A 24,940-nucleotide genomic window follows, 5' to 3' on the forward strand; every position below is an offset into this window, starting at 1 on the left:
AGAAAATTAGAAAATTAGAAAATTAGAAAATTAGAAAATTAGAAAATTAGAAAATTAGAAAATTTTCCTCGCCGAAACCAAACTATCCAAATGATTTTCTTTGCCGCGGTGAGAAAGCGCTCCGCCGGTCAATACAATGCAAAATCTATCCCTCTCGGGAACAGAGCACTGCACGGCTGGACCACTTGCAGTCCACCATCTGCCAGGAAGTTCGAAGCATTCAAAGTGAAAACCCTGAAAAAATTAACGACGTTTAAAGAATCCTGAGACGACCTGCTTGAGGTCCATATTGAAAACGTCCTGCTTTTTATTTTGTACTGAAAGCATCGACATCTCACGACGAGCAGGAATGAAGCCAGAGTCCATCGCCATACACTTCTCGAAAGATTTCTTCGCAGCAGGAATATCGCCTTTGAATTTATTAAAGAGACCAATCACAAACAAGAAGATCGCTTCGTAACGCTCATCTGGCGGAACTTGCATGATCTCAAGCTCAATATCTTTCATATAGAACTGTTTCTTGGCTGGATCCATATTACCCATTTTTGCCCAAGAATTACAGATATGCAGATGCTGACTTTGTGGATTGAGTTTCGCCACTTCTGCCAAAAGAGTTTGTGCACGCGAATACTGATTGAGATGAAGAGCCTTTTTAGCTTCTTCCATCAAGCTGTTTGCTTTCAACTTAGCTTCAGCCTCAGTACGTTGGTTCTCTTGACGAACTTGCTCCAACTTATTGGAGTCCTTCGCCATACGAATCGCCTCTTCGGCAGAACTCTTCAGCTTACTCCAAAGATCATATGCTTCTTGATCTTGTGGCTGCTCACCAATCAAGCTCAAGAATTCAGCCATCATCGCCTCTTCACCACCCGAAGCCATAACCATGGATTCTAAGTAGGCAGCCAATTCGTAAGGATTTTTACCTTCGAAGTTGTTCCACATTTTTTTAAGAGCTTTCAGTTGCTCTTTAGGATTTGCAAAGGCCGTTTTCTGAGCAAAGACAATCAGACCTTTAGTTAGCAAGAAATGCAAAGCCTTATAGACCGCAACTTCGCTATAACCTTTTTCCTCTAACAACTGATTCAACGTAACGTCTTGACTCAATTTATCTGTGAAACCATCAAGCGCTTTAACAAGAGACATATTAAGTGCAGGGTGATCTTCGCGGAAGCTCGGACTCTTGCTGATCAAATTCCCCTGCCACATGATGTACAATGACTTCAACCAGCTAACAGAGATTTTAGAAGCAATCCAGTCATGGAGATAGTATGACAGCGTATCAGCATCGATACTTGGATTGCTCATGTCCACTTCTGTTGCTGCAAAGTTCACGCGGATTTTATGATCCACGATCGTGCGCACCAGACGGATATTCATTTGCTCCATCAAGATAATATCAAATGCATGAGGGCTCAGTTGATTATTCTGAATTAAGAAGTTCCCGATACGACGCGTGTTTTTATCGCGCAAAGCTGTTTGCACGTCGATAGGTGTCGCATAACCACTTTGGATCAACATCTCACCTAAGAAAGTCGTACGGTCATCAACGTCGACACCGACAATGTTTCCATTACAGAAAGAAATACCGGAAACTGTTCCGTCGGCATTATAGATATTCAAATAACCGCTACTCTTTGTTTCCGCCAACAACGAATACAAAAACGGCAAGTCAAAACCACTCACCTCTTCGATGGACTCAATGACCTTTCTTTTTTGACGATTGGTCACTGTTGGATTGGCGAACATTTGGTAAAGCAACTTACGCGCGCTGGATTCTTCCTTGCGTGGCACTTCGTCTTTCTTCACAAGTTTAAGAACTTGATCCATGTCGAAGGGCTTTTTAAGGAATGAAAGTGCTTGAGTCTTTTGTAAAGCTTCTTGGATGAACTGCTTATCTGAATAGATACCAGACATCAGAATCACTTTGAATTTTGCAGCGGGATAAGTTTGACGAGCTTTTTCGACAAAATCCAATCCTGTCATTTGCGGAAGTAAGCAATCACAGAAAATAAAATCGACATTGTGAGCGCCGACCATACTCAAAGCCTCGTCAGGACGAGCGGCAATGTACGTATAATGACCTGCACGGCTCAACACTTCTTTGAGTGCTGTTCCCAAGCTTTCATCATCTTCTAAAATTAGAATTTTTGATTTATTGTCGCTCACGTCTTACTAATCGGTCGTAAGAGGCTTTTGTTTAAGTTCAAAAAGAGAAAAGCAGGACTGTTGACCAGCTCCTGCTCCCAAAACTAGACCTAAGACTTGTGGTCTTATTTCTTCAAGAATTTGAAGTATTTGGACTCAATAACGTCCATTTCCATTTCATTTCCGTCTTCATCTTTGATTCCTTCAGGAGGAGTCACGCCCGAATCAGAGAACTCTTTCCCAAATGTAAAGAGCACGTTTTTCTCGGAGCCCGAGTCATCGTTATAATATGGGACAAAAAAAGACGAAACACGACCATTGGCTGGCAAGAAACCATCCACCATATTGATCTGATCGACGATCACCTTTGGACAATTTTTGAAAACAATTTGTGCGCCGGATGCTGTGCCCATCCATTTAATCCACTCGCGAATACCGCATGAGTTGATACTTTTCACACCTTCAAGTTCCATTTCGACCTGAGGGCTTCCACCAAGATTAAATTGAGAGAAGTCCACATCCTCGTCGATGGTTCCATTCATCTGAACATTGAGTTTATCAGATGCTTTATTCATTTTTACGTCGAGTTTACCCATAGTTTCTCCTCATAATCGAGCACTTAAAAATCTACTGAAGACCTTCGTTCTTTACCACAAAAAAAGTCACATCATCGACCAAGGCCGCCCCTTGGCGATGTCCTTGGAAACTCATCGCGAATCTCTCCACGGAGTCATTTACACCAGGATAGTCTTTGTTTGCAGCGATCAAGGCTTTGATGAATTCCCTTTCACCCCAAGCCTCGCTACTTGGATTTTGAATATCAGGTATACCATCCGTGTAAAAGAAGACCGAGTCTCCAGCATCCAATTTTAAACTGGTTTGCTCATAAACGGAATCCCTGCTTTGTCCCAATCTGGGATTATTCACTTCATTTAAAGGAACCAAATCTTTTTTCTTTAAAGGCCCCTCGCCTTTTTTGATCAAGAATGGAGCTTCATGCGAAGCATTGCAGTACACAAGCTCCCCTGTTTCCAAATCAAACGACGCCAAAAAGAATGTCATCATAATGCGTCCTCTTGAAACGTCATAAATCGAACGATTCAAAAGTTCCAAAGCTTTAGCCGGAGAAATATTTAATCTTTCAATAATCGTCGATGCAGACTTGGCCGCACTTGTAATCAAAGCCGCAGGAGCTCCGTGTCCAGTCGCGTCCCCGATCCACAAGAAAATTTTATTGCCGATTTGACAGTAGTGCCACCAATCGCCACCGCACTCACTGGCAGGCTCGTAGTAACCTGCAATCGACAATGGGCCGATCTTCGCACGCGCCTCAGGAAAAAGAGTTTCTTGCACGGTTTTCGCGGTTTGCAACTCAGATTCCATACGCGCTTTTTCAGCCGTTTGATCTAAGAGTCGTGCCACCTCAGCTGCCATAATATTAAAATTATCAGCTAAGCTTCCAACCTCATCACCTGAGTTCACTTTGACTCGAATATTGAAGTCGCCTTCAGAAACCTTTTTCGTTGCTTGGAAAAGCTCGGTCAACGCTTGAGTCAAACCACTAGACGCAAAAAGACTGATAATGACAGTGACAGAAATCAGCAAACCAAAAAAGATCAAAGACCGACGGATCAAAAGTTGAACTCCGCCAAGAGCTTTTTCTTTTTCAACTGTCGTGACGACCATCAAATCGCCAAAGCCCGCTTTCGAATAAGATACGAGTAAATCCGTTCCGTCTGCACGCTTACCTGGTTCTGCTTTTCCTGCAACAGAGTCGGTACTAGCCTTGCCAATAAATGACGGCGTGACGATTTCTTGCAGCTGATGCCCTTGCATATTATCAGGGCCAAAAAGAATGCGACCATCGCGAGATGTAAGATAAATTTTTTGTGAAGTGCCCGCTTTGAACATTTCACTCGATTCACTCATGCGCACGATAACAAGGAAAACAGTTTGGCGCTGACCCTTTTCGTCTTCGACTTGTTCAAAAATAAAAACTCGGTCGTCATTGAAAGGCGCCTTCACCGTGCGTTTCGCCGACTCAACTTCAGTGAAATATATTGGCAAATGAGCTGAAAGCGAACCTAAAACACCTTCAGTCTGCCCGGCTACTTTCTCAAGAATCATTTTCTTTTCAAAGGCACCTGTTGCCGACGGTGTGAAAACCACAATCGCTTCCATATTAGGCTCATTCATGAAAATAGATTCACCGATGGAAGAGAATTTTTGTTGTGACAAGTAGTCTTGAAAGATGGGACGAGCCGTGCTGAGAACCGAATTGAGCTGTGTCCTAATTTGAGTCGCCATGGTTCCAGACATGTTGGACGATGACTCATACACGTACGCGATTTTATCTTCTTCAAAGATGTTCATTGCGAGGACCAAATACACAGTCAGCGTAATCAGAGGCAATGAAGTTAGTAGCAAAAGAATCTTATATCTTATTGATAATCCACGTTTTTTCACGTCCTCATTATGCCTTTTCGCAGACAATGCGAAAAGAATTTCTCACATAACTTGGCCCAAGGTCTGTAAATCATTAACGATTTCCGCCGATAAGTCTTACTGAAGAGGTATTATGTCGCGTTTCGGTAGAACAGAAAGACTCATCTTTGTCAGTGCTTTGTGCATGCTGCTGGCATTCTCGTATTTCCTGTACGATGACTCTCTCCTATTCCCAAAACAAAACTCGGGACAAATGGAACTCATTGGTGATGTTGCCATTTCCACAAACGACGTACGCCGTAAAAACCTGGATACATTCAGTTGGATTCCTGCAGGCAAAAAAGACAAAATTTATCAAAGCGATTCTATCTATACAGGTGACCGCTCTGAAGCCATCATTCGTTTGGAAGATGGAACGCAAATTCGTATCGAACCTAACTCGTTGATCACCTTGAATCTTAAAAATGGCCAAATGAATCTCGACCTTCGTTATGGTAATTTGACTGGTGAAATCGCCAGCGGTGCCAGCCTGACTGTTAAATCAGGAAATGAAGAATTCAAGCTTGAAAGCGCCAAAGACTCACCAGAGAAATCTAAAATTCAGTTGAACAAATCCCATAGCGGAAATGTCGACATGAAACTTTTGGCGGGTAAAGCGCAGCTTATCGATAAGAAAGCGAAACAAGAGCTTAAAAAAGATGCTGTTGTCGCCGTCTCTAAAAAAGGTGAAGTTCGCGAGCTGGAAAAAGCAGTTCTGGTTCTTAAAACTCCAGATAATATTTCGTGGGTGCGCATCCAGCCAGATGATCCTATTGGATTTGAATGGATGGGTAAAGGCGATATCGCTCGCTTTGAACTTGAAGTTTCGCCGGCTGAAAAATTCGAGTCTGTGGCTATTTCAAAAGTAACAAAAGAATCACAGGCAAAAGTAGTCGATCCACTTTCACCGGGTCCCTACTTTTGGCGTTTGAAAGCTTATAATAGCAATGGCCAAGTTGCTGTGACTTCGGAAACTCGTAAAATGCAGATCACGAATTTGGCTCCTCCAGAAATCGTGACTCCAGTTCAAGCTTCCACGATTCAGTTGGAAATGAAAGTCATGCCAAATGAAGAAGTTTCGACTTCTACTGAAATCCAATGGAAGGCAATGTCGCTCCTAAAAGGATTTACTTGGCAGCTTTCACAAGATGAAAACTTTGCGACTATTATCAAAGAAGCGCAAACAACAGAACTTGCTGCCGTCACACCGAAACTGACAAGCGGAACTTACTGGGTGCGCGTCAAAGGTGAAACTGAAAAGAAAAATGCGTCACCTTGGTCGCAACCTGTCTCTTTTAGTTTAAATTTGCAAGCGACGGTTGAACAAAAACCAGATCGCCCTATCTTAATCACTAAGAAAATTCAATTCACGCCACCATCGGGCCAAGATAGAAATCCAGCGGCAGAAAAAGCACCGAAGATGGCATGGAAACCTGTATTGCAGTCTAAAAATTATCATATCCAAGTGTCCAAAGATTTGAGTTTCAAAGATGCTCAGAAATTTGATGCAACTCAAACAACTGTGGCATGGTCTCAGTACCGCCCGGGTAAATACTACTATCGTGTTTTTGCTCGTGGTATGAATGGACTCGTGAGCGATCCAAGCGAAGTGGGTACAATTGATATCACTTCAGTGAATCCTATCCTCTCTCCTTTTAAAGAAATCGTCAGCCGTGACTCTGCTCCGACTCCGAAGCAAGCCCCTGTTACGTGGACAGAAATTCCATTTGCAAAGTCTTATTTAGTGCAATTGGATAGCAAAGGCGACTTTGCTTCTCCGCAACAAGCCGAATATAAAACGACTTCGGGAACTTTGACTCTGCCAGCGCCGGGCCGCTATAAAGTGCGCGTCCAAGCTTTGGATGAAAATAACAAACCGATCACAGACTTCTCCAACATCGAAGAAGTTCTTTACTCGTTCCGCTCTCCTCTTGCAGCTCCAAAATTAATGGAGCCGTTTGATAAAGCATCGGTGTTTTTGCAAACAGCGATGGAGCCATTTATTTGGCTCGAGTGGAAAAAGGTCGAAGGTGCCACAAACTACATCGTTGAAGTTTCGGATAAAGAAGACTTTTCTCATATCCTCTTAACGAAATCTCAACCAGGAAACCGTTTCTTGATCAAAGAAAAAGTTCCACTCGGCAAGCTTTACTGGCGCGTTCGTGCGGAATCTAAAGAGAGTACGGCCTTGTCTGACTGGGCCGCGACTCGCGAGTTCATTATCTATCACCAGAAAAATGAGACCTTCGTAAAATGAAGATTCAATATTCGCTGTTTGACACTTTGCTAGAACCTGTCTTTGTTCTGAATGCAGATCAAAAGGTCATCTATTGCAATGAAACAGCGGCTATTATTTGCGGTCTTTCTATTCGCAAAATCACCCGCGGAATGAAATTCCCCGAGCTTTTTACGTTCAGCGAACCTTTAGAAGCTCTCGATACATTGATTAGCATCACGGATCCAACTCCTTACAAAGAAGTGAATTTTACAACTTCTCAAGGTGGCGAAGGCAAAGTTCAACTCACACTTCAGCCCGTCTTTGATTCGATGGGTGATAAAAATTGGATTGTTTTTGTTCGTGACGTGACACTGGAAGAACGCTTACAAAAAAAATACCGAGCGGAGCTCGAACAAAAAGAAGACGTCATCAAAGACCTTGAAGACGCCAAGGTTCAGTTAGAAGACTACAGTAAAAATCTCGAAAAAATGGTTGCGGATCGCACGGCTGAATTGTCGCGCATGAATCAAACCATGACCGCCCTCCTTGACAGCTTGGGGCAAGGCTTCTTTATCTTTAACTCGGATGGCCGCGTTTTGGATGTCACTTCCAAAGCTTGCGAAAACACGATCGAGTGCCGTCCGCAGGGGCAAGATATTTGGAATGTGCTTAAATTAGCTGACAATAAAATCGAAGGCTTTAAAAAATGGATGCAGACTCTCTTTATGGAGATGTTGCCATTTGAAGATTTAGCACCTCTAGGCCCTGTCGTTTACCCACACAGTGAAGGCCGCAATATTTCTTTAGAATATCACCCGCTTCGTTCACCAGAAGGTGCAATTGAGGGAGTTGTTGTTGTTGCCACGGATATCACGTCATTGGTAGCAGCACAAAGACAAGCTGAAAACGAAAAAGAGCACGCTAAACTCATCATCAATATGATTAAGAGCAAGCGTGAGATCTATCGCTTTATTCAAGACTCACAGGGATTTCTCAATGAAATCCACACTGAACTTGCAAAGACCAAAGGTCCTTACGATACAGAAGCCCTTTACCGCTCTCTTCACACTTTAAAAGGTGGCGCGGCAATTTACTCTGTCAAGGAATTGGCAGAGAGCTGTCACCTTGCGGAAAACTTGCTTACCGAATACAAAGAAACTTCATCGGAGAGCGTGCTTAAAACTTTTAAAGAACAATGCGCGAAAATCGAAACGGCCTATCATGCGTTTTTGAATGAAACTAAAGAAATCTTGGGTACGTCGGTTCTTTCAGCGGAACGCCAAATTGAAATTGCTATCAGCAAACTTAATGAAATTGCTCGCCGTGTTCGCAATCTTCCAGGTGGCGGACCCGTGGCGCAAGAACTTCTTCTTGAACTGGTGATGGAACCTATCAACCGCTTCTTTGAACCTTATCAAGATGTGGTGGCAAAGATCGCAGAAAAAGAAGACAAGATGCTGGCTCCTCTACGCATCCAAAAGAACTCCATTATGGTTCTACCGGAAGCTTACTCTTCTTTCTTTGGCACATTGGTGCACGCTTTTAGAAATGCTGTCGACCATGGCATTGAAAAGCCAGACACCCGCCTGGCTGCTGGCAAGCCCGCAGAGGGACAAATCGAAGTTCTGATTGAAGTGGCGCAAAAGCAAGATCAACCGTACTTACTCATCGCTATCAAAGACGACGGTGCAGGCATTGATCCACAAAAGATTCGCGCTCGTCTGCAAAGCAAGAACATCGACGCATCTTCAGAAACTGATGAACAAGTGATTCAACATATTTTTGACAGTCAGTTTTCGACTCGCGATCAAGTCACGGAGATTTCCGGCCGTGGCGTGGGCATGGATGCGATTTTAAACTCAGCCCAAGCCCTCGGCGGCAAGGTCTGGGTCACATCCGTCGTTGGCCAAGGCTCTTGTTTGAATATTGAAATTCCTTATATCTCTGAGTTAAAAAAAGAATCGACTCGAAATCTTCACGCAGCCTAGTGTTGCATTACAAGCACTCCTGACTCACATCCTAACTCTTGTTGAATTAGAATAAGAGCGGGAGGTTATTTATGAAATCATTCATACTAGGTCTCCTTATGATTTTTGCTTGGCGTGCCGCGGGTGCGCAGACCTTTGCACAAGCGCCACCGCGCTTAGATGCCACTCCGAAAGTCAGCCAAGCTGAAAAAGTCGATAAGGCGAAAAAGAAAACACCAGTTTCGGATCCCGCCAAAGATAAAGAGAAACTACCGGTGACAGAACCTCCGCCTCGTCCTATTCCCGAAGTTGAACCTCATGTGCCGGGGCAAACGCCCCCGCCCCCACCAGGCTCACCACCCCCTCATAGCATGTAGTTAACTTTGCGGAAGCTTTTGTTGAAGCTTGAAATAACCTTCCCAGGGATCTCTCTTTCGTTTCTTTAAGTGTGCCAGCGCTTGAGGAAGACTGAATTCCTGGGAGGATTTCGTTTTCTTGAGCTCGGCCCACGTGATGGGCATGGCCACAGCGCTATGCTCGCCTGATCTCAAGGAATAAGGCGCCACGGCGGTTGCTCCTCGTCCGTTACGAAGATAGTCGACAAAAATTTTCTTATTCCGCAATTTCTTGTTCATATTGCTCACATAAGTTTGCGGATATTGATCTTCCATCAGTTGCGCCAATGCCTTGGAAAAGGCTTTCACCTGATCCCAGGTGTAAAGGCGTGCAATTGGAATATGCAAATGCACGCCTTTTCCGCCACTTAACTTCACAAAACTCTTGAGTTTCAATTTCTCCAAGATCTCTTTCATTTCAAAGGCTGACTTAACAACTTGATTCCAAGAAACTCCCGGGCCCGGATCCAAATCCATGACGATGACATCCGGATAGTCGACTTTATCATCATGCGAACCCCAGCAATGAATTTCAAATGCACCCATTTGCGCAAGTTCCGCAAGGCCCTCCATCGTTGAAACCGTCATATAGCTTTCCATTTTATGTTTTTCTTCAATGGCGATTTCATGAATATGCGGAGAGATATTGGAATTCACATGCTTTTGAAAAAAACAATTCTTCCGCGACCCTTCAGGACATCGCAAGAGCGACAGCGGGCGATGTTTTAAATGTTCGAGCATAAAATCCGCTACGGTCACATAGTACATCGCTGCATCGAGTTTCGTCAGACCCTCTGCTGGATAAATAATTTTTTGCGGATTAGAAAGGCGAAGGCCGCCATCAGGACCCTTAACCGATCGAGAGACTTTTTTATTAATTTTTCGAGTGGGCTTTTCAATTGAAATTTCCGCCGTTGATTTGTCTTCACGTAAACCATGAAAAACTGGGGTGCGCAGAATCTTCTCATCCGTCCAGTTGCCAAAACTCACTTCGGCCGCCTTGATCGGTGTCACCCAGTGAATGCCTTTGCCCTTGGGAGATTTAAGATCAAAAGGAGAATGATCGGATTCAATTCGATGCAAAGTTTTATAAACATCTTGCAAGGACTTTTGGGTAAATCCCGTACCGACTTTGCCGACATAGCGAAGGTTTTCGCCTTCATAAATTCCCAACAACAAAGCACCCAAGTGCGAGGATCGCGACCCTTCGCCTTCCGTATATCCACCAATGACGAATTCTTGGCGATGCCCGCATTTGGCTTTCGTCCAATCGCCTTTTCTTCCCGAGATATAAGGCCGGTCTTTTCTTTTTGAAATAATACCTTCAAGTCCCAAATCACAGACTTTTTTAAAAAGTTCAGTTCCTTTGCTCAACATGTATGTACTGACGCGAAGTGGAGGACGAACGCCTTTTAAGGCCTTATCGAGTTCTTTTTTTCTCTCAAGCAATGGCATTTCTTGAAAGGACTTTCCATTGAACCAGAGCAGATCAAAGGCATAAAAATACAAAGATCGGGAATCTCGGTCTTTAAGAGCGTTCTGTAATTTTTGAAAACTACTATGTCCTTTTTCATCCAACCACACCAGCTCTCCGTCAAAGATGGCGTCGTCCACTTTTAACTTTGCAAAAGCTTTTTCAATGGTAGGAAATTTATCCGTCCAGTTTTGCTGAGAGCGAGTCCACAGACGAACTTCGCCATTTTCGATATGCACTTGCAGACGATACCCATCGAATTTCGTTTCATGCAACCATTGTGTCCCTTCTGGAGGAGCATCAACCAGTAAAGAAAGCTGCGGTTGAATAAATGTTAATTTTTTCTGCCGAAGACGGCGCTTGTGAAAACTTCCACTGGTTCCGATTTCTTCCGCCACATGTCCCGTCACCGAAAAAGCGTCATCCTTTTTAATCAAAAGCCATTGTGGCTGTCGACCCGGTGTCTTTGTGCGAATCAAATCCCAGCGTCCCTTTAAGCGCTTTCCTTTTAATTCAAACTCGAGATGCCCTTTGCGAAGTCCATAAGCGGGATCACTCAGAGGATTCCACACTCCCGTATCCCAAATATAAACTTCACCCGCCCCATACTGTTTTTCAGGTATCACACCTTCAAATTTTCCGTACTCGAGAGGATGATCTTCAACTTCAACAGCCAGGCGTTTGGACCCCGGATCCAGTGAAGGCCCCTTTGGCACCGCCCAACTCTTCAAAACCCCCTCCCACTCCAACCGGAAGTCATAATGAAGATGGGAAGCGTGATGTTCCTGTACCACGAACATCAGATGCTTAGCCTTTTTAGCTTTCGGAACTTTGCCTTTTGGCTCCGACGTTTTTTTAAAGTTTCTTTTCTCTGAATACGTACGTAACGACATATTAAGCTCCTGCACGTCTGGATGGTCGAGAACTTACTTTCTTTTTGGCTGTGCGAGGTCGATGCGTTTCAAGACTTTTCTTAAGGAGCGGCATCAGGTCTATGACATTGTCAGTAGGAACAATTTTCTCTTCTTTTTTAGGTTCCGCAACACGATAGCCTTTGCCTTGTTTCACCTTGTTTTGAATGGCCTTCATAATGTCGTTATAATAAGTGTCTTTGTACTGCTCAGGCTTCCAATCCGAAGTCATACCGTCGATGAGATCTTCCGCCATTTTTAGTTCTTTTTGCGTGTACGGTGTCTTCTTTGCACTTGCCGTCATCAACTGCACTTGCTTTTCGCTCTTCACCTGATGGGCAAAGCGTAAGAGTTCCAAAACCAAATGCCCTCGTCGCGCCATGATCATGGCCAGATGTTGCTTCACGCGAATGACAATTTTTCCGATAGCTACTTTTTGAGTTTCGGCCAAGGCATCCCGCAAAAGATAATAGCCTTTTTCCGCACCCTTTTGCGGAACCAGGTAATACGGTCGATCGAACAGAAGCGGGTCGACATCTTCCAGCAAAACAAAATCTTCGATATCAATTGTCTGGGTGGCTTTGACATTGGCCTTTTTAAGATCGGCCTCCGTGACCATCACAAAGCGGCCAGGCTCGTATTGATAAGCTTTGACGATGCGATCAGAGGGAACTTCCTCCCCGGTTTTCGCACTGATTTTTTGATAGCGAATTCGCGACATGTCCTTTTTGTCGAGCAAAGAAAAGTGCACATCTTTATCCATTTGCGCGCTTTGAAGACTGACAGGAATATTCAGAAGTCCAAAACTGATAGAACCTTTCCAGATACTCGCTGCCATAATACCCCCTTCGAAGTGCATCGCCTTCCTCTATAGGAAAACGCCATCGTCGAGGGCTGAAAAGACAAAAGCGGCAATCTTGTTAGAATGCCGCTTTCACAAATGCTATGAAGCAAATTTTAGAACTTAAATATCACAAGACTTAGACGAAGGACCACTGCCAGAAACATAGTCTGCCAAGTCGATATCGAACTTTAAGAAGCCCGACTTACAGTTACGGTAAAGCAAGTCTTTTGCGAACTGGAAGTTTTTCGAAACGCTATCAAAATCTTTATCCGTAAAGAGCAACTCACGCTTAAAGTAAGCGCGTGTCTCCGCCAGCGGCATCTTTTTCGCCATCTGCATAAAGCGAGTATAAGTGACGTAGCTCATATGGCGAACTTTTTCGATCACGCTATTGATGCGCATATTATTGTCTTTAGCGACACCGCAATCATTGTCTTTCAGGTACATCTCGCGCACTAGGACGGCGTTTTTACCTTGTTGGAATTCTTTAATTTCCGCTGGTGGTACGATTGTTTTGGCAACACCATCGATTTTTTTAACTTCCGCTTTCGACTTAACGGACACCCAAGTTGGTGACTGCGCTTTATCTTGGTAATACCACACAAACTTAAATGCGATATTTCCGATACGGTCTGTTTGGTTTAAAAGAGTATCAAGCAAAACCATATCTGAAACGTCTTTCATTTGAACCGCAACAGGAGCAATTTTTTGGAAACTGCTGCCACCAGCCAATTCAATAAGACCTGACGAGCTTGCTACCTTCAAGAACGGAGGTTGTTTTTGAAAGCGCTGATAGCGAGAGTCGTAGTCACCACGACCATTTACTTCCGTATAGATATATTCACCTTTTACATTTTGGGCGATAGCGCCGTAAATATGTTTGCGAGAATCATCAACGATCGCATTATACTTACCTGGGTTTTCGTGAACCGCCGCAAACATCTTCCAAGTTTGAGCAATCAGGTCTCTCGACCCACGCAAAGCTCTGTTTGCTTTATCAGTGAGCGCTCTATGTGTTGCGATATCCATGGTACGAATCACGCTGACAGGAACACGTCCTGCGCCATCAAACAGACGAGAAATCTGATAGTACGCCAAAACAGACGGAGTATATGAGCAGCTCAAGCTCTGTTTGAATTTTGCGTCAACTTTGACATCCAACTCATCAATGACTTCTTCGCTACAGTTGGAGTTCGTAATAATCTGAGCTGTCGCAGACCCTTTTGGATCTAAAAGCAAGACGCCTGGATTTGAAGAGTTGTACTTCGGACAAATTCCTATTGAATAAAAATCTTTCCCACAAAGCTTGGCTTCGATTTTACGATCGTCTTCGCTGAATTTTTCAGGAATCCATTTTTGCGGAACTACGCAGCGCTCTTCCACGCCACCTGGAGAATGAAACGTCGTGAGTTTCTCACCTTGCAAATCACGCACATCCAATGCCCAGGATGCCGTCGAAAGAAGCGTTATTACACCTGGAATGATTCTTACTAAAGCTTTCATTTGGAATCCTTTTTCGCAGATTTCACTTGTTTCACTAGATAATTATATAATTCAGGATATGCAGTGCCATCGATCGCAATTGGTAAAATCGTATCTTCTTCGCCCTCAATGTGAACAAGGTCGCTCGAAAGGACCAGTGCTCTCTTGGTTACAGGATAAATCACCACCATGGAACTGGCGTTTTGCACGGAATCGCCCCATTGACCGCCAAACTTTTTATAATTCAAAATACTGACTTTCTTGGCTTCCGCATCTGAGTAAATGACAACGGGTCGACCACTTTTCGAGCGTTCAATACGATTGAGATCTTCTATATAGGTCGCAAGCTTTGAAAAATCGATGTACTTAACGTTTGTTTCACTCTTTGGCCCTAAACCCATCTTAAAGAAATCAAGTGGACCTTCGAACAAACTGAAGCTTGAAATAAAGGCAGCATATTCCTCAGCAGGCAAAATATTGACCCCACCGTTCTTCAATATTTTTTCCCAAGGATCATCGACGAAAATCTTACCTCGGACTTCGTCTTTTTGCGTGTACAGATACATCACAAATCCAAGAAGCGCGAATTTGAAAGACTGCTTTTTAATAACCTTATTGGTGTAATCAACGACACCGCGACCAAAAACCTTAAGGCGCAAAACATTGAGATCCTTCTCCGATTGAAGGGCTCGCAATTCTTCTGACTTCAAGTGATCAGAATAGGCCGCCCATTTTACCACTTGATCGTACAGCGCCCCTTCTACAGTGACCGGAAATTCTAAAGACGCACTCTTGAGCGATGAATTAAATTGCTCAACTGTATAAAAGCGATTGTTAAATTTAAGCCCTGAAACATCAATCGGTGATTTATCTAGAACAATTTCTTCACCATTTGGCTTCACCAAAAGAAGCTTCTTCATTCGGAATTTAGCAGCAGCACCACGCTGATCAATTCCATATTCAGCTTCCATGCTCCAACCATCGTTCAGCGTTCGGGCCAATAAAAGCTCGCCCTTTTCTAAGACTTGTTTCTCGGTAAAATCAACCGAGCGCCCAAAAGCCGCCATCTGCAGGATCTTCAACGCCAAAATTTTTGATCGTTCTTTATCAGCTTGGAGAGCCGGCGCAAACGAATCATCCGAAATTGAGAGAGTACGGGTTTCAAATATATCTTCGCACTTTTCCTGCGCGACGCCCGACGATGCCAGAACAAGAGACATTCCAATTGCAAGCCAGTTCTTCATCACAGCCCCCCTACGATCATACGGCGCAGGCCAAAGGCATTTTCATAATTGCCCAGAATTTCTTGCGTGCGAATTTCCAGATCGACGAGTTTTTCATCTAGACGAGCTGCAACGATATCTGTCGCCTTCTCTGCACTGACAACACGGCCGTTCCATTTACCAAAGGAAATCAATTCCCGCGTCATCTGTTCTTTGATTTCACCGATGCCTTTGATCTTGCGAAGCTCGGCAATCAAGTCATTCAACAAATAGTAATCCATTTCACGCAGCTTGATTTTTCCATCGACTGAGAGAGCAATACTCAAATCGGACGCATAAAGCTCCCGCAGATGAGACTCATAGGCGGTCGCTGGATTTTTTTGTTCGATCAAAGAAAAATGATCGCGATAAGCTAAGATATAAACTTTCAACCAACGCAAACTGCGTCTGAACGCATGAGCACCTTCTTCGACCTCATGAAATGTATAAGTCGGCTTCATAATAAGCCCCTTCATTTCACTGTCGACCTTTTCCTTCACCCGCAAAATTTCAGCTTGTAAACTTTCAGGTAAATAGGTGTCGGACATTTTCGAATCAAGCTTACGCATTCCGCGAAGTTCTTCAATCAAACCCGTGACCGCGCTGATTTCCGCATCGATATAGCCACGCTTTAAAAGCTTGTCGTGAATGGTTTGCGCCAGCGAATTTCTTTGCGCTTTCAAGTGTTCCAAAAAGTCTAATGGCACTTCAATTTTTTTCGCCGCCTTCACGAGGTCTTTGGAATTCCCGTACTCACCCAGTTTTTTCTCAAACCACTTCATTTGATCCATACCAGCTTGCAGTTTACGGATCTGTTTTTCACTTAAGATGTCATTTACATGAGGATGCGAAAGAAGCAGTCTATAAGAGCCTTGTAAAACAAACGCAATTTCACGCGGGTCTTCTGGCAAATCTTTGAGGGGGCTTAAAATATCTTCGGACTCACGCGGCTCCAATAAACTTTTTTGGAATTGTGACAAGAGATCACGGAGGGCTACCAAGGGCTCTTCAATGGACGCGGAAACGCCTGCAGGTCCTTTAAAAAGACTCTCACAGGTCATAGGAATCGCCTGCGCCACACTGAAGTGACACAAAATGGCAACCCATGCAAAATGTACGAACACCTTAATCCGCATATAACGTCCTTCTGAAACCACTGAAGCCCCTGGTGCAAGGACAGGACCAAAATGAGACAATGAAATCTGAGGACTTTTGAAGCTCAGCTTCCCCTAAGTCCTAATTTGCCGTCTCGTCCACAGAGCTTGGGCCAGGTCGTGTTGTGTCGGTCGACATCGGACTGTCAGAATAAAGTCACATGAAAATACAAAAAACTATCCCGACCGTACTGGCAGCGCTCCTCTCTTCGACTTTCATTGCCTGCTCACCGCAAGGCTTCTCTGGAGGAGAAAAAACAACCCCAACTATCAACGATGGAGCTGATGACGGCTCTCAAAACATCGTTGATACAGCACCTTCTCCTGCTCCATCACCAGAACCTTCCCCTGCTCCTGAAGGTTTCCGCTTGGATCAAGAGGTGAACAAATTTAAAACGCGTTATGGATTAAAGGATCCATACACAAAACTCATCGACAACAAAGGCAAAGGCTATTCAGATCTTTGGGGCGCAAGAAACTTCCGCGTGGTTTTACACGGAGTTTTCTATCGCGGTGGCGCGAACAATAAATATTTTGATCCACCACGCTCAAACACAAACCCTCTGCCAACAAAAGGTTTGCAGAATTTGTGTGAAGATGATTTCTCGGGTGCTGTTTATCTTTACTCAGAAAACTACAGCAAGGCTCCGAAAACTGTGAGCTGTAAAAACACGTCTCACCAAGACAACGTGTTTAACTATGTTCAAGCCGGTCCTTACAACGAAGCCGACCTCAATAAAATCCTGACGATGATTTATGATCGTATTAAAGGAAAACGCAGCGGCCCTATTTACGCGCACTGCTGGAATGGATGGCATGCTTCTGGTGTGATTTCTGGTATCGCGTTGAAGCAGTTCTGTAATTGGTCTGACTCTCAGGCAGAAAAATATTGGATTGCGAACACAGATGGCAACTCTTCTGGTCACGAATCGACAAAAGCACGCTTGAGAAAATTCAAACAGCTTGCGAAATATAAAATCAGCGCCGAAGAAAGTGCACTCATCTGTCCTTAATTTTGACTCCGCTGTATCAATAGGAAAGTTGCTTCAAGCAAGGAACTAACTAAATAAAAAAAGCCCGAGGTGACTCGGGCTTTTTACTTTCGATATCTAGCTCAGATTTTTACTTATTGTGTTTCGAGTACGCGACTTTCAATTTGTCTTCGAAAATCTTCGCCGAGAATGGCTTCACGATGTACTGAGAAACACCTGCTAAAACGGCTTCCGTGACTTGGTCACGCTCGGATTCTGATGTCAAAAGCACAAAGGGAAGGTTTGCAAACTCGACTGTCGAGCGAATTTGTTTTAACAAATCCAAGCCCTTCATTTTTGGCATATTCCAATCTGAAATCACCAACTGAATCGGATAACCTGAGGTGTTCGCGCTCAGCAAAACCTTCAAGCCCTCTTCACCATCACCTGCTTCTTGGATATTTTTGAAACCCAACGCTTTCAATGTATTCTTCACGAGCTCGCGAATCGAAGGCATATCATCAATGACTAAGATGCGTGTGTCGGATGGGAACATAGAGGTATTCTCCTTAGCTGTTCCCTTATCTTAAAAAAAGCTCGTATAGATTCAAAGGTTCTTTATTGGACTGGACCTTTATCTGCTGCGACCCACAGTAAGTCCGCACGCGGACCGTACTCATTAGACGGACGCATTTCATTTTGGAGCTCTGTTGCACTCAAACCATAAGAATTGATCTGCGAAAGAGTCACAACCTTGGTGTGAGGCAAACGCGCACGCAGGCGATCCGGAAGACCTCCTCCGTACTGCACGTGAAACTCCCCAACAACAATCACTAGAGTTTGACCAGGATGAGTGGCAACGAACTGCTCTGCTCTCCACGCCATCGTGTCGTCCCAAATAGATTGCGCGGCAAAATAGCGTTCACCTGCTTCTGGTGAAGGCAAGTGCGGCATCATTCCTAAGAAACGCTGACGATAAGACTCTCGCCCCAGGGTAAAGTTCGGCGGCAACAAGGCCGCATCCTCTGGGGACAATGAATTCAAACCCGTTTTTGCAACTTTGCTCGTCAGGGCGCGAGGCGCATTCAGAGCCCAAGTAGACGCCCCTTCCCCCAGATTGGGATAAAGAGCTTGAGCACGATAGAAGTCATAAGAGGGTGATCCCCAGCGAATCGCCGTCAAAAAATCCGCCTCACTAAGACGCCCTGCGCGATAATCTTCCACGAGAGACTGATCTGTATATGTAAAAAATTCTAGTCCCACAGAAACCTTGTGGCCTAAAGAACGCAAAGTATCCAGAACCGCAATGTGTTGCGTCTGATGAACCTTAAATCCGTGATTTTCTCCTAAAACGACAATGGATCCCTGAGGGATATTTTGAAACGCTTCGACCAAGCCCATCGGCGCAAGACTATCGCCCTTGAAAATGCCGTTTTCTTCGGCAAAACTAACGCCTGGAAAAAGAAGTAGAAAGCTAAAAAGCGCTCTGAAAGCCATGAATCCCCCGTAGACGTAAAATTGTCTGTTGAAGTTTCCTTTCTCCTTTGATACCTTGAGCCCCTTTGAAAAGGTATTGTCATTTTTGCTTTGTTGCAGTTGGCAATATTATTCGTTTTTATTAGAGGTGCTGAAATGGCAAAAAAATCTGGAAGAATCATCGTTACTCTTGAGTGCACTGAAGCGCGTGCTGAAGGCAAACCTGTTTCTCGTTACACTACGACTAAGAACAAAACAAAAACTCCAAGTCGTCTTGAGAAAAAGAAATACAACCCAAATTTGAAGCGTCACACAATCCACAGAGAAACTAAGTAATGATTCTTACGGATCAGCAGATTCTCGAGTGCATGAAAGAAGGCTCTATTAAAGTTGAGCCTTTCCGTCGTGAGTGCCTAGGAACAAATTCCTATGACGTTCACTTAGGCAAAACTCTTGCCGTGTACGAAGACAAAGTGCTGGACGCTAAGAAGCATAACAAGATCAAAACCTTCGAAATTCCTGAAGAAGGTTTTGTCCTAATGCCTGACACTCTTTACCTCGGCGTGACTTATGAGTACACAGAGACTCTTAAGCACGTTCCATTCTTAGAGGGAAAATCAAGTGTCGGCCGCCTTGGTATTGACATCCACGCCACTGCTGGCAAAGGCGATGTCGGTTTCTGCAATTATTGGACTCTAGAAATTTCAGTTAAACAGCCTGTTCGAGTTTACACTGGAATGCCTGTCGGTCAGTTGATATACTTTGAAATCAAAGGTGATGTTTTGACGCCTTACAACGTCAAAGGATCTGCAAAGTATAACGACAAACAACCGATCCCGGTGGAGTCAATGATGTGGAAAAATTCATTCTAAAACTCACGGTCCTTGTCTCGTTCGTTTCTCTTATAACTGCATGTGCTCCTGGTGAAGTTGATGATATCAACGGCATCAATGAATACGCCTATGTTCAAGGCAGTTTCGTTCAGCGCGATGGCAATGTCCTGCGCGGGACGGGCACGGTTCGCTTTGTTGAAACCCTTCCTGGGGTTTTATCTTCTCGGTCTATAGCCCTCAAGGCGGACCTCACAGATTCAATCAATCAGTCATCAATTGCGGTGATTTTTAACGCTGCCAACCCTCAACTGCCGTCGAATGATGGCGTGATGATTAAATTCCTCCGTAGTGGCATCAATGTCATTGGCACAATCAGCGTAAATGGTTCGACGTCCTATATGAACCCCAGCAACATCAGCACATACTTCCCGGCTTCATTGGATGTGATCATTGATATCCACAATGACTCGGATCGTGTGCGTGTTTTTATTTGGCGTCGCGACTCTATGATTTATACCGCTAATACGGCTGATATCGACACAAACAGCTCAGGTGACGTCAACCCTAGCCTTCCTGCGAATCGCGGTGGCCAGGGCATCTATATGGGGCTTCAATTATGGAATGCGACTGTTACTGCTGCCCAGGTTGATCTGGCCAAGGTGCTTGTTCAGTAGGTTCTTGAGTCTTCGGCTGTTGACTTGGAGACGACTGACTTGGAGCTTTGGTCCCGCCTTGCACGAGGCTTTGTTCAGCTACCTTGTCCGCAATATATCCCAAGATTTTTGCTAATTGGGTACGATCTGCCGCGATCTCCCAGCTGCTATCTTTACCAATCCAGAAGAACTTAAAGCTTATTTTTTCTTTGAGAGACTCTGGCGGTTTTCCGTTCTTCAAAATATACGTAAAGAGGTCCCAGAGTTCAGACTCTTTAAGGTCGCCGCTCTTGAGCTGATCTTCCGCAAGCTCTTTCAAGATACCTTTGAAAGTTGCATAAGCAGGTTTCGCTTCACTCGTTGTGATGTAGCGATTTTTATCTTTATCAAAGCGAGCAAAAACCATCTCAATGTATTGAATCACGTGTGGAGCTAAAGAGATGTCGCCCATCAACGCAATACCTTTTGAGTTCGGAATGTAACCAGCAGCCTTCATGACATTGCCAATATAGTAATTCCACTCATCCTCAGAAACTTTGTTCATAAAGCGTAAGTACTCAGGAGTGGCGGTCATCACTTTTGGCATCGCTTGGCGATAAGCTTTGCGCACGCATGCGATTTTCAATTCAGTCTTGTCGTTAACGGCTTGATCTGAATCCACACACATTCTAACAAGATCTTCTTTTAAATAATTATGAACTTTCACGCCTGACCAAATCATACCTACCAGGTCAGCTAGCTCCGCATAAGAAGCCAAGACGTTGCCATCGGAATGAGGCATAAACATATTCGCTTCACGGAAACGTGAACTCGCAAATGTCGCATTTTTAGGATCCACGGCGCCGATTTCATTCAGGAACGGGCGAAGTTTCACGAACGCCGCCTCGGCCTCTGGAAGAGTCGCACCTTCGTAATTGCGGATGCGAGACATTTCACCGGCAAAAGACCGAACAGCCATACGCGCAGCTAAGCGGTTGATATTGACCTGACGCAAGCTGATCTGATCATAGTATTGAACGGTCTGATTTGTGATAATCAAACGCGACATCGGATCCACCGTCATTGGAACATTCGTAACAGCCGTTAAGCGTAGTTCCTTCAGGCCTGCGACCAACGTCTCTGGCGTCATAGAATCTTTAAGCTGATTGTCGATAGCCTCAATGAGGGCTTTGCCACTAAGACCATCCTTCGCAAACGTGGCATTTTCAAAAAGTCTGGCGATAAAGACTTCTGTATCGAGCCATACTTGAATCTCAGTGCGCGCCACTTCAACTGACGACAGTCCCAAAGCATCTGGCATTTTTTTCGCCAAACGATTTTCAGGAGAATTTAAAATATTATTTAAAAGCACCTGCAAAAGATCATCTAAAGACTTCTCTTTTATATTCGAAGGCAAGATGTCCATGCGCACCAAATGCATGAGCAAGGTACGAAGTTCCGCACGCGTAAACTGAGTGGATTTTTTCGCCACCAAAACATCACGCAAAATATTAAGCGACTGATTCATAAACACAGACATCGAACCGATGTTGTGCTCAAGATTCATATTTTTACCGCGCAGGAAGTATTCCGCGTATAAGATATCGGAATAAACACGCGATCCAATACCCAACAACAAACTCCAGTTCGAACGAGCCAAGCTTGAGTCATTGCCACCAAAGATCATATTTTTCGCGTCAATAATAAGCGGCAAAGCTTCTTTGACTTTCTGAGCCACTGATTCACTTGGATTTTCTGGCGGATAAAGGGCTTCAGCTTCCGCCATCAAACGATAGGCATCATTTAAATCATAAGCGCCCTCAAACAAGGAGCCCAATTCTCGCGCCGTTGATTCCAAGACGAATTGCGCTTCCATAAAGAACTTTTGCGCTTCTTCTTGTGTGTACATTTCAGGTTCCCACTCGCCGCCATAAACTGCGTAGTAAGGCATGAAACGTTCAATAAGAACTTTAATACGGCTGACTTTTAAACGAGCACGATCAAAATCCCCAGCTGTCAATGAGTCAACGCTGCCACCAAAGAACAACTGCTTCAGCTTCATTCCCTCAAACACAAGTTCAGGAGAAACTTTAAAGGCAGGCCATGCATTATGCAGAGTTTTAAGAAGGTCCGTAACCTCATCACGAGAAACTATACCTTCGGGTTTTTCAGAAACCATGTCTTGGAAAACTGACAAAAGGTCATCCACGGTACGCGCCAAATAAGTCAGGCGATACCCGCTCCCCGTCTCCGGCACGGATTTAATAAAGTAGTGATAACGCAAATACTGGATGTAACCGCGAGCACCTAACAAAGTAAAACGACGCCATTCTTTTGGCGCAATTGTCGTTTCATCGCCACCCGCCAAGGCTTTTTTCACCTTTTGCACGATCGGCATGTAACGTTCCATTGTATCTGGGAATTCCCAATCAGATTCAGAGAACTTTGCAAGCTCTCTCATCAAGGTCACAAAATCTGCAAGGACGTAACTTTGCGTATTCTTTTCAACCTGAGTTGCAATAGTCTTTGCAACCTCTTGCACTTCGTTATTGGCTTCCTCGAAGAACTGCATGTCCTTTTGCATGTTCGCTCGACCGTTCACGCGCCAATTTTGCGACAATACGATCATGTACGGATTTAAGCGCAAGGTCACATCTTTGAACATGCTCAAAACATTACCAACAGTCACAAGCTCATCACGCGTGATATATTCGCGACTTCCGCCCACGAAGAGCTGCTTAAACTTCATAAACTCCATTTGCAGTTCAGGAGAAATTTTATTTTCGTCCTCTTCAAGGAAGTTCATCTCTAAGAAAGTAGCCAGTTCTTGCGAAAGATAACGATCTTCGTTGCGGCCTTTGACGTAACGACGGAAATCTTCAACAGCTGAAATAACACAATCCCAGCTAGCCGCGACTTCGTGAGAAAGTGCAGTACCCTTCATATAGGCTTCAGCAACCACACCTACTTGCGAAAGACATTTACTGTCGAAACCCTGTGGTTTAACGGGAGGAGGCTCTTCACCAACGATAATGCTACAACTCGATAGAGTCATAACCGCAGCCATCATGGCTATAAGTGCACGGCATTTAGAAAACATAAGTCATGCCCCCGTAAAAGCGATCATTCGCCCGGTACTCATTCAAGAAGCTGCCTGGTTTATAGGACTCGTCTTCGACTCCCAAAATGTCAGCCCCCATGACCACAGCCCATTTTTGATTGGGATAATAAAGGAACTCGGTGTTTACCAAAGAACCTCGTTGGGCCTGATCATAAAGATATTTAAAACGGGTAACAAAAGGACGACGCCAGAAAGTTGCCAACTGTCCTTCCAAACGCACCGAAAATGCGTTGGTGAATTTCAAACGTTGGTCGAACAAAGTGACTTTATCAGGAGCTCCATCGTCGCGAATATCGACAATGCTGCCGCCTTCTACTTTCAGGTAGCCTAACTGAATCGCGAGCGTGCGACCCCAGATTTGCTCAAGTGTAAAATCCGTCGCGATGGAGTAAGCCTGAATTGGTTCCAGTTTTTGGACAGCCCAATCCTGATCCGGCGTATTCGCAATGGGTGAATCTTCCAAATAAGAAACCGATGTTTGAACTTTGTTAAACGAATAGCCCACATCCAACGAACGAATATGGTGATAAGTTACCGTCGGAGAAACGGTTACGTCGAATTGATCCTGATTGATCACCTTAAAGGCCTGACGCTTCAATGTCAGTTCATTCACCGGCATGTATCCAGCACTCGCTGTCGCCCATGGCCCTCGCTCTTTGCTACCCACGCGAGTCATCATCGCCCCACCCGCATTTGTCGCAAGCTTCATCACATCCGGAATTGAAAGTTCGTATTGGATGGTGTTGATGCGGCTATTAAAATCATAATTGCGCGACGGAGCACGATACCATCGACTGTCAGAGACAAGACCGCCGCTTTCTTCGCGAATATCAGGCCCCATGCTTGGAATAAAGATCGGAGAAGCAAATATCAAAAACTCAAATTTTTCTTTATTGTAGTTGTAGAACGCACCAACCAATCCCTGCTCTTCAGGGCGAAGGGCATCAATCGCAAACTTGGACTGATAAAGCCCCAGTTGCCAACGGCGATCCATCTCGCTCCAGTCCATTTTTTTACGACCGACGTACACGCGTGATTCACGATCCTTCGTTGCAACGTAAGCCTCGTGAACGATGTAATGCGATTGACCACGCGAAAAGAACGTACCGCCTGAGACATCAAGTGCGGAATCGATCCAGCTGGCTTCTTTTAAGAGTGAGAGTCGTGCCGAAAGAAATTGGCTGTAAGTGAGAGAGGGTTCTTCCGAGATCGGAGTGAGATACTGCATGCCTTCAAGGCGAATTTGACCGTAAGTTTGAACCGGCCTGCTTTCTTTTTTCGGAAGCTGTTCCGGGGGAAGCTTAAGGACGCTGCTAGCCTTCTCCGATTCAAACTTGGATAAGCTTGCTTTCGAAGACGATTGCGCCTGGCTTTGAATGGTTAAGGCATTTGCAAAAACAAACGCCCAAATATAGGTTTTACCCCTCACGTATTCCCCTGGATTTAGGTCCAGCATTTAGAGAATAAGAAAAGCCCTCGAGAGTCAACGGAACCCCGCGTCCAAAAGGGTCCAGGTCGAATATATCGCATCTCAGGGTAAAAAAACGTCAGTGATCTTGAAATAACTTCCC

The 24,940-nt window shown here is 44.5% G+C and carries 19 protein-coding genes; 7 read left to right on the forward strand and 12 right to left on the reverse strand.

All coding sequences use genetic code 11. From position 1 onward, the window contains the following. Nucleotides 1-243: 243 nt before the first annotated feature. From ACLWOR_RS00005 to ACLWOR_RS00015, 3 genes are all read right to left on the reverse strand, one after another. Entirely contained in the window at nucleotides 244-2,166 is a 1,923-nt protein-coding gene (locus ACLWOR_RS00005) for a response regulator (RefSeq protein WP_413938588.1), read from the reverse strand. Between the two features lie 104 nt (nucleotides 2,167-2,270). Further along, nucleotides 2,271-2,741 (reverse strand): hypothetical protein, encoded by a 471-nt coding sequence (locus ACLWOR_RS00010; RefSeq protein WP_413938590.1) that lies wholly within the window; start codon nucleotides 2,739-2,741, stop codon nucleotides 2,271-2,273. Nucleotides 2,742-2,772: 31 nt separating this feature from the next. Next, nucleotides 2,773-4,611 carry a SpoIIE family protein phosphatase gene (locus ACLWOR_RS00015; RefSeq protein WP_413938591.1) on the reverse strand — a complete coding sequence of 613 codons (1,839 nt, stop codon included), beginning with the start codon at nucleotides 4,609-4,611 and terminating at the stop codon, nucleotides 2,773-2,775. Nucleotides 4,612-4,723: 112 nt separating this feature from the next. Here ACLWOR_RS00015 and ACLWOR_RS00020 point away from each other — a divergent pair, with 112 nt between their 5' ends. The 3 genes from ACLWOR_RS00020 (at nucleotide 4,724) to ACLWOR_RS00030 (ending at nucleotide 9,191) form a co-directional block, all read left to right on the forward strand. Continuing rightward, nucleotides 4,724-6,886, forward strand: a complete 2,163-nt coding sequence (locus ACLWOR_RS00020; RefSeq protein ID WP_413938592.1) for a hypothetical protein — start codon at nucleotides 4,724-4,726, stop codon at nucleotides 6,884-6,886. Further along, on the forward strand, nucleotides 6,883-8,835 hold the full coding sequence (locus tag ACLWOR_RS00025; RefSeq protein ID WP_413938594.1) for an ATP-binding protein: 1,953 nt from the start codon (nucleotides 6,883-6,885) through the stop codon (nucleotides 8,833-8,835). Before ACLWOR_RS00020 ends, ACLWOR_RS00025 begins: the two co-directional genes overlap by 4 nt. 71 nt (nucleotides 8,836-8,906) lie before the next feature. After that, nucleotides 8,907-9,191, forward strand: a complete 285-nt coding sequence (locus ACLWOR_RS00030; protein WP_413938595.1) for a hypothetical protein — start codon at nucleotides 8,907-8,909, stop codon at nucleotides 9,189-9,191. Here ACLWOR_RS00030 and ligD read toward each other — a convergent pair whose 3' ends face one another. The 5 genes from ligD to ACLWOR_RS00055 form a co-directional block, all read right to left on the reverse strand. After that, entirely contained in the window at nucleotides 9,192-11,576 is a 2,385-nt protein-coding gene (gene ligD, locus ACLWOR_RS00035) for a DNA ligase D (protein ID WP_413938597.1), read from the reverse strand. It abuts the gene before it with no gap. A 1-nt stretch (nucleotide 11,577) separates the two neighbouring features. Continuing rightward, nucleotides 11,578-12,432 (reverse strand): Ku protein, encoded by an 855-nt coding sequence (locus ACLWOR_RS00040; RefSeq protein WP_413938599.1) that lies wholly within the window; start codon nucleotides 12,430-12,432, stop codon nucleotides 11,578-11,580. Between the two features lie 126 nt (nucleotides 12,433-12,558). Next, nucleotides 12,559-13,941, reverse strand: a complete 1,383-nt coding sequence (locus ACLWOR_RS00045) for a hypothetical protein (RefSeq protein WP_413938600.1) — start codon at nucleotides 13,939-13,941, stop codon at nucleotides 12,559-12,561. Continuing rightward, nucleotides 13,938-15,164, reverse strand: coding sequence for a hypothetical protein (locus ACLWOR_RS00050; RefSeq protein ID WP_413938601.1), 1,227 nt, complete (start codon nucleotides 15,162-15,164; stop codon nucleotides 13,938-13,940). The genes ACLWOR_RS00045 and ACLWOR_RS00050 overlap by 4 nt, the downstream gene beginning before the upstream one ends. Next, on the reverse strand, nucleotides 15,164-16,318 hold the full coding sequence (locus ACLWOR_RS00055; protein ID WP_413938603.1) for a hypothetical protein: 1,155 nt from the start codon (nucleotides 16,316-16,318) through the stop codon (nucleotides 15,164-15,166). The genes ACLWOR_RS00050 and ACLWOR_RS00055 overlap by 1 nt, the downstream gene beginning before the upstream one ends. A gap of 179 nt (nucleotides 16,319-16,497) precedes the next feature. Between ACLWOR_RS00055 and ACLWOR_RS00060 the strand changes: the two genes are divergently transcribed. Beyond that, nucleotides 16,498-17,349, forward strand: coding sequence for a hypothetical protein (locus ACLWOR_RS00060; protein WP_413938604.1), 852 nt, complete (start codon nucleotides 16,498-16,500; stop codon nucleotides 17,347-17,349). A gap of 109 nt (nucleotides 17,350-17,458) precedes the next feature. On the opposite strand, the gene ACLWOR_RS00065 is transcribed toward ACLWOR_RS00060, so the two are convergent. Together ACLWOR_RS00065 and ACLWOR_RS00070 are read right to left on the reverse strand one after the other, a co-directional pair. Beyond that, on the reverse strand, nucleotides 17,459-17,863 hold the full coding sequence (locus ACLWOR_RS00065) for a response regulator (protein WP_413938606.1): 405 nt from the start codon (nucleotides 17,861-17,863) through the stop codon (nucleotides 17,459-17,461). A gap of 62 nt (nucleotides 17,864-17,925) precedes the next feature. Further along, the gene (locus ACLWOR_RS00070; RefSeq protein WP_413938608.1) at nucleotides 17,926-18,804 is read right to left on the reverse strand and encodes a ChaN family lipoprotein; all 879 of its coding nucleotides are present in this window, start codon (nucleotides 18,802-18,804) and stop codon (nucleotides 17,926-17,928) included. Nucleotides 18,805-18,939: 135 nt separating this feature from the next. Here ACLWOR_RS00070 and rpmG point away from each other — a divergent pair, with 135 nt between their 5' ends. From rpmG to ACLWOR_RS00085, 3 genes are read left to right on the forward strand one after another with little or no spacing between them, the layout of a single operon-like run. Continuing rightward, nucleotides 18,940-19,119: a 50S ribosomal protein L33 gene (gene rpmG, locus ACLWOR_RS00075; protein ID WP_413938609.1), complete on the forward strand. Its 180-nt coding sequence runs from the start codon at nucleotides 18,940-18,942 to the stop codon at nucleotides 19,117-19,119. After that, on the forward strand, nucleotides 19,119-19,655 hold the full coding sequence (gene dcd, locus ACLWOR_RS00080) for a dCTP deaminase (RefSeq protein ID WP_413938611.1): 537 nt from the start codon (nucleotides 19,119-19,121) through the stop codon (nucleotides 19,653-19,655). Before rpmG ends, dcd begins: the two co-directional genes overlap by 1 nt. Then, nucleotides 19,637-20,290 (forward strand): hypothetical protein, encoded by a 654-nt coding sequence (locus tag ACLWOR_RS00085; protein WP_413938613.1) that lies wholly within the window; start codon nucleotides 19,637-19,639, stop codon nucleotides 20,288-20,290. The genes dcd and ACLWOR_RS00085 overlap by 19 nt, the downstream gene beginning before the upstream one ends. On the opposite strand, the gene ACLWOR_RS00090 is transcribed toward ACLWOR_RS00085, so the two are convergent. Further along, nucleotides 20,247-23,348, reverse strand: a complete 3,102-nt coding sequence (locus ACLWOR_RS00090; RefSeq protein WP_413938614.1) for a hypothetical protein — start codon at nucleotides 23,346-23,348, stop codon at nucleotides 20,247-20,249. The genes ACLWOR_RS00085 and ACLWOR_RS00090 overlap by 44 nt on opposite strands. After that, complete coding sequence (locus ACLWOR_RS00095; RefSeq protein ID WP_413938615.1) at nucleotides 23,338-24,798, reverse strand: transposase; 1,461 nt, start codon at nucleotides 24,796-24,798, stop codon at nucleotides 23,338-23,340. The genes ACLWOR_RS00090 and ACLWOR_RS00095 overlap by 11 nt, the downstream gene beginning before the upstream one ends. Nucleotides 24,799-24,940: the final 142 nt, after the last annotated feature.

The organism is Bdellovibrio sp. HCB2-146 (assembly GCF_047345725.1).
GTDB lineage: Bacteria > Bdellovibrionota > Bdellovibrionia > Bdellovibrionales > Bdellovibrionaceae > Bdellovibrio.

Coding starts and splice junctions, on each gene's coding strand:
- ACLWOR_RS00010 (WP_413938590.1), bottom strand. CDS start 2,741: ATGGGTAAACTCGACGTAAAAATGAATAAAGCATCTGATAAACTCAAT.
- ACLWOR_RS00020 (WP_413938592.1), top strand. CDS start 4,724: ATGTCGCGTTTCGGTAGAACAGAAAGACTCATCTTTGTCAGTGCTTTG.
- ACLWOR_RS00025 (WP_413938594.1), top strand. CDS start 6,883: ATGAAGATTCAATATTCGCTGTTTGACACTTTGCTAGAACCTGTCTTT.
- ACLWOR_RS00030 (WP_413938595.1), top strand. CDS start 8,907: ATGAAATCATTCATACTAGGTCTCCTTATGATTTTTGCTTGGCGTGCC.
- ligD (WP_413938597.1), bottom strand. CDS start 11,576: ATGTCGTTACGTACGTATTCAGAGAAAAGAAACTTTAAAAAAACGTCG.
- ACLWOR_RS00040 (WP_413938599.1), bottom strand. CDS start 12,432: ATGGCAGCGAGTATCTGGAAAGGTTCTATCAGTTTTGGACTTCTGAAT.
- ACLWOR_RS00045 (WP_413938600.1), bottom strand. CDS start 13,941: ATGAAAGCTTTAGTAAGAATCATTCCAGGTGTAATAACGCTTCTTTCG.
- ACLWOR_RS00050 (WP_413938601.1), bottom strand. CDS start 15,164: ATGAAGAACTGGCTTGCAATTGGAATGTCTCTTGTTCTGGCATCGTCG.
- ACLWOR_RS00055 (WP_413938603.1), bottom strand. CDS start 16,318: ATGCGGATTAAGGTGTTCGTACATTTTGCATGGGTTGCCATTTTGTGT.
- ACLWOR_RS00060 (WP_413938604.1), top strand. CDS start 16,498: ATGAAAATACAAAAAACTATCCCGACCGTACTGGCAGCGCTCCTCTCT.
- ACLWOR_RS00065 (WP_413938606.1), bottom strand. CDS start 17,863: ATGTTCCCATCCGACACACGCATCTTAGTCATTGATGATATGCCTTCG.
- ACLWOR_RS00070 (WP_413938608.1), bottom strand. CDS start 18,804: ATGGCTTTCAGAGCGCTTTTTAGCTTTCTACTTCTTTTTCCAGGCGTT.
- rpmG (WP_413938609.1), top strand. CDS start 18,940: ATGGCAAAAAAATCTGGAAGAATCATCGTTACTCTTGAGTGCACTGAA.
- dcd (WP_413938611.1), top strand. CDS start 19,119: ATGATTCTTACGGATCAGCAGATTCTCGAGTGCATGAAAGAAGGCTCT.
- ACLWOR_RS00090 (WP_413938614.1), bottom strand. CDS start 23,348: ATGTTTTCTAAATGCCGTGCACTTATAGCCATGATGGCTGCGGTTATG.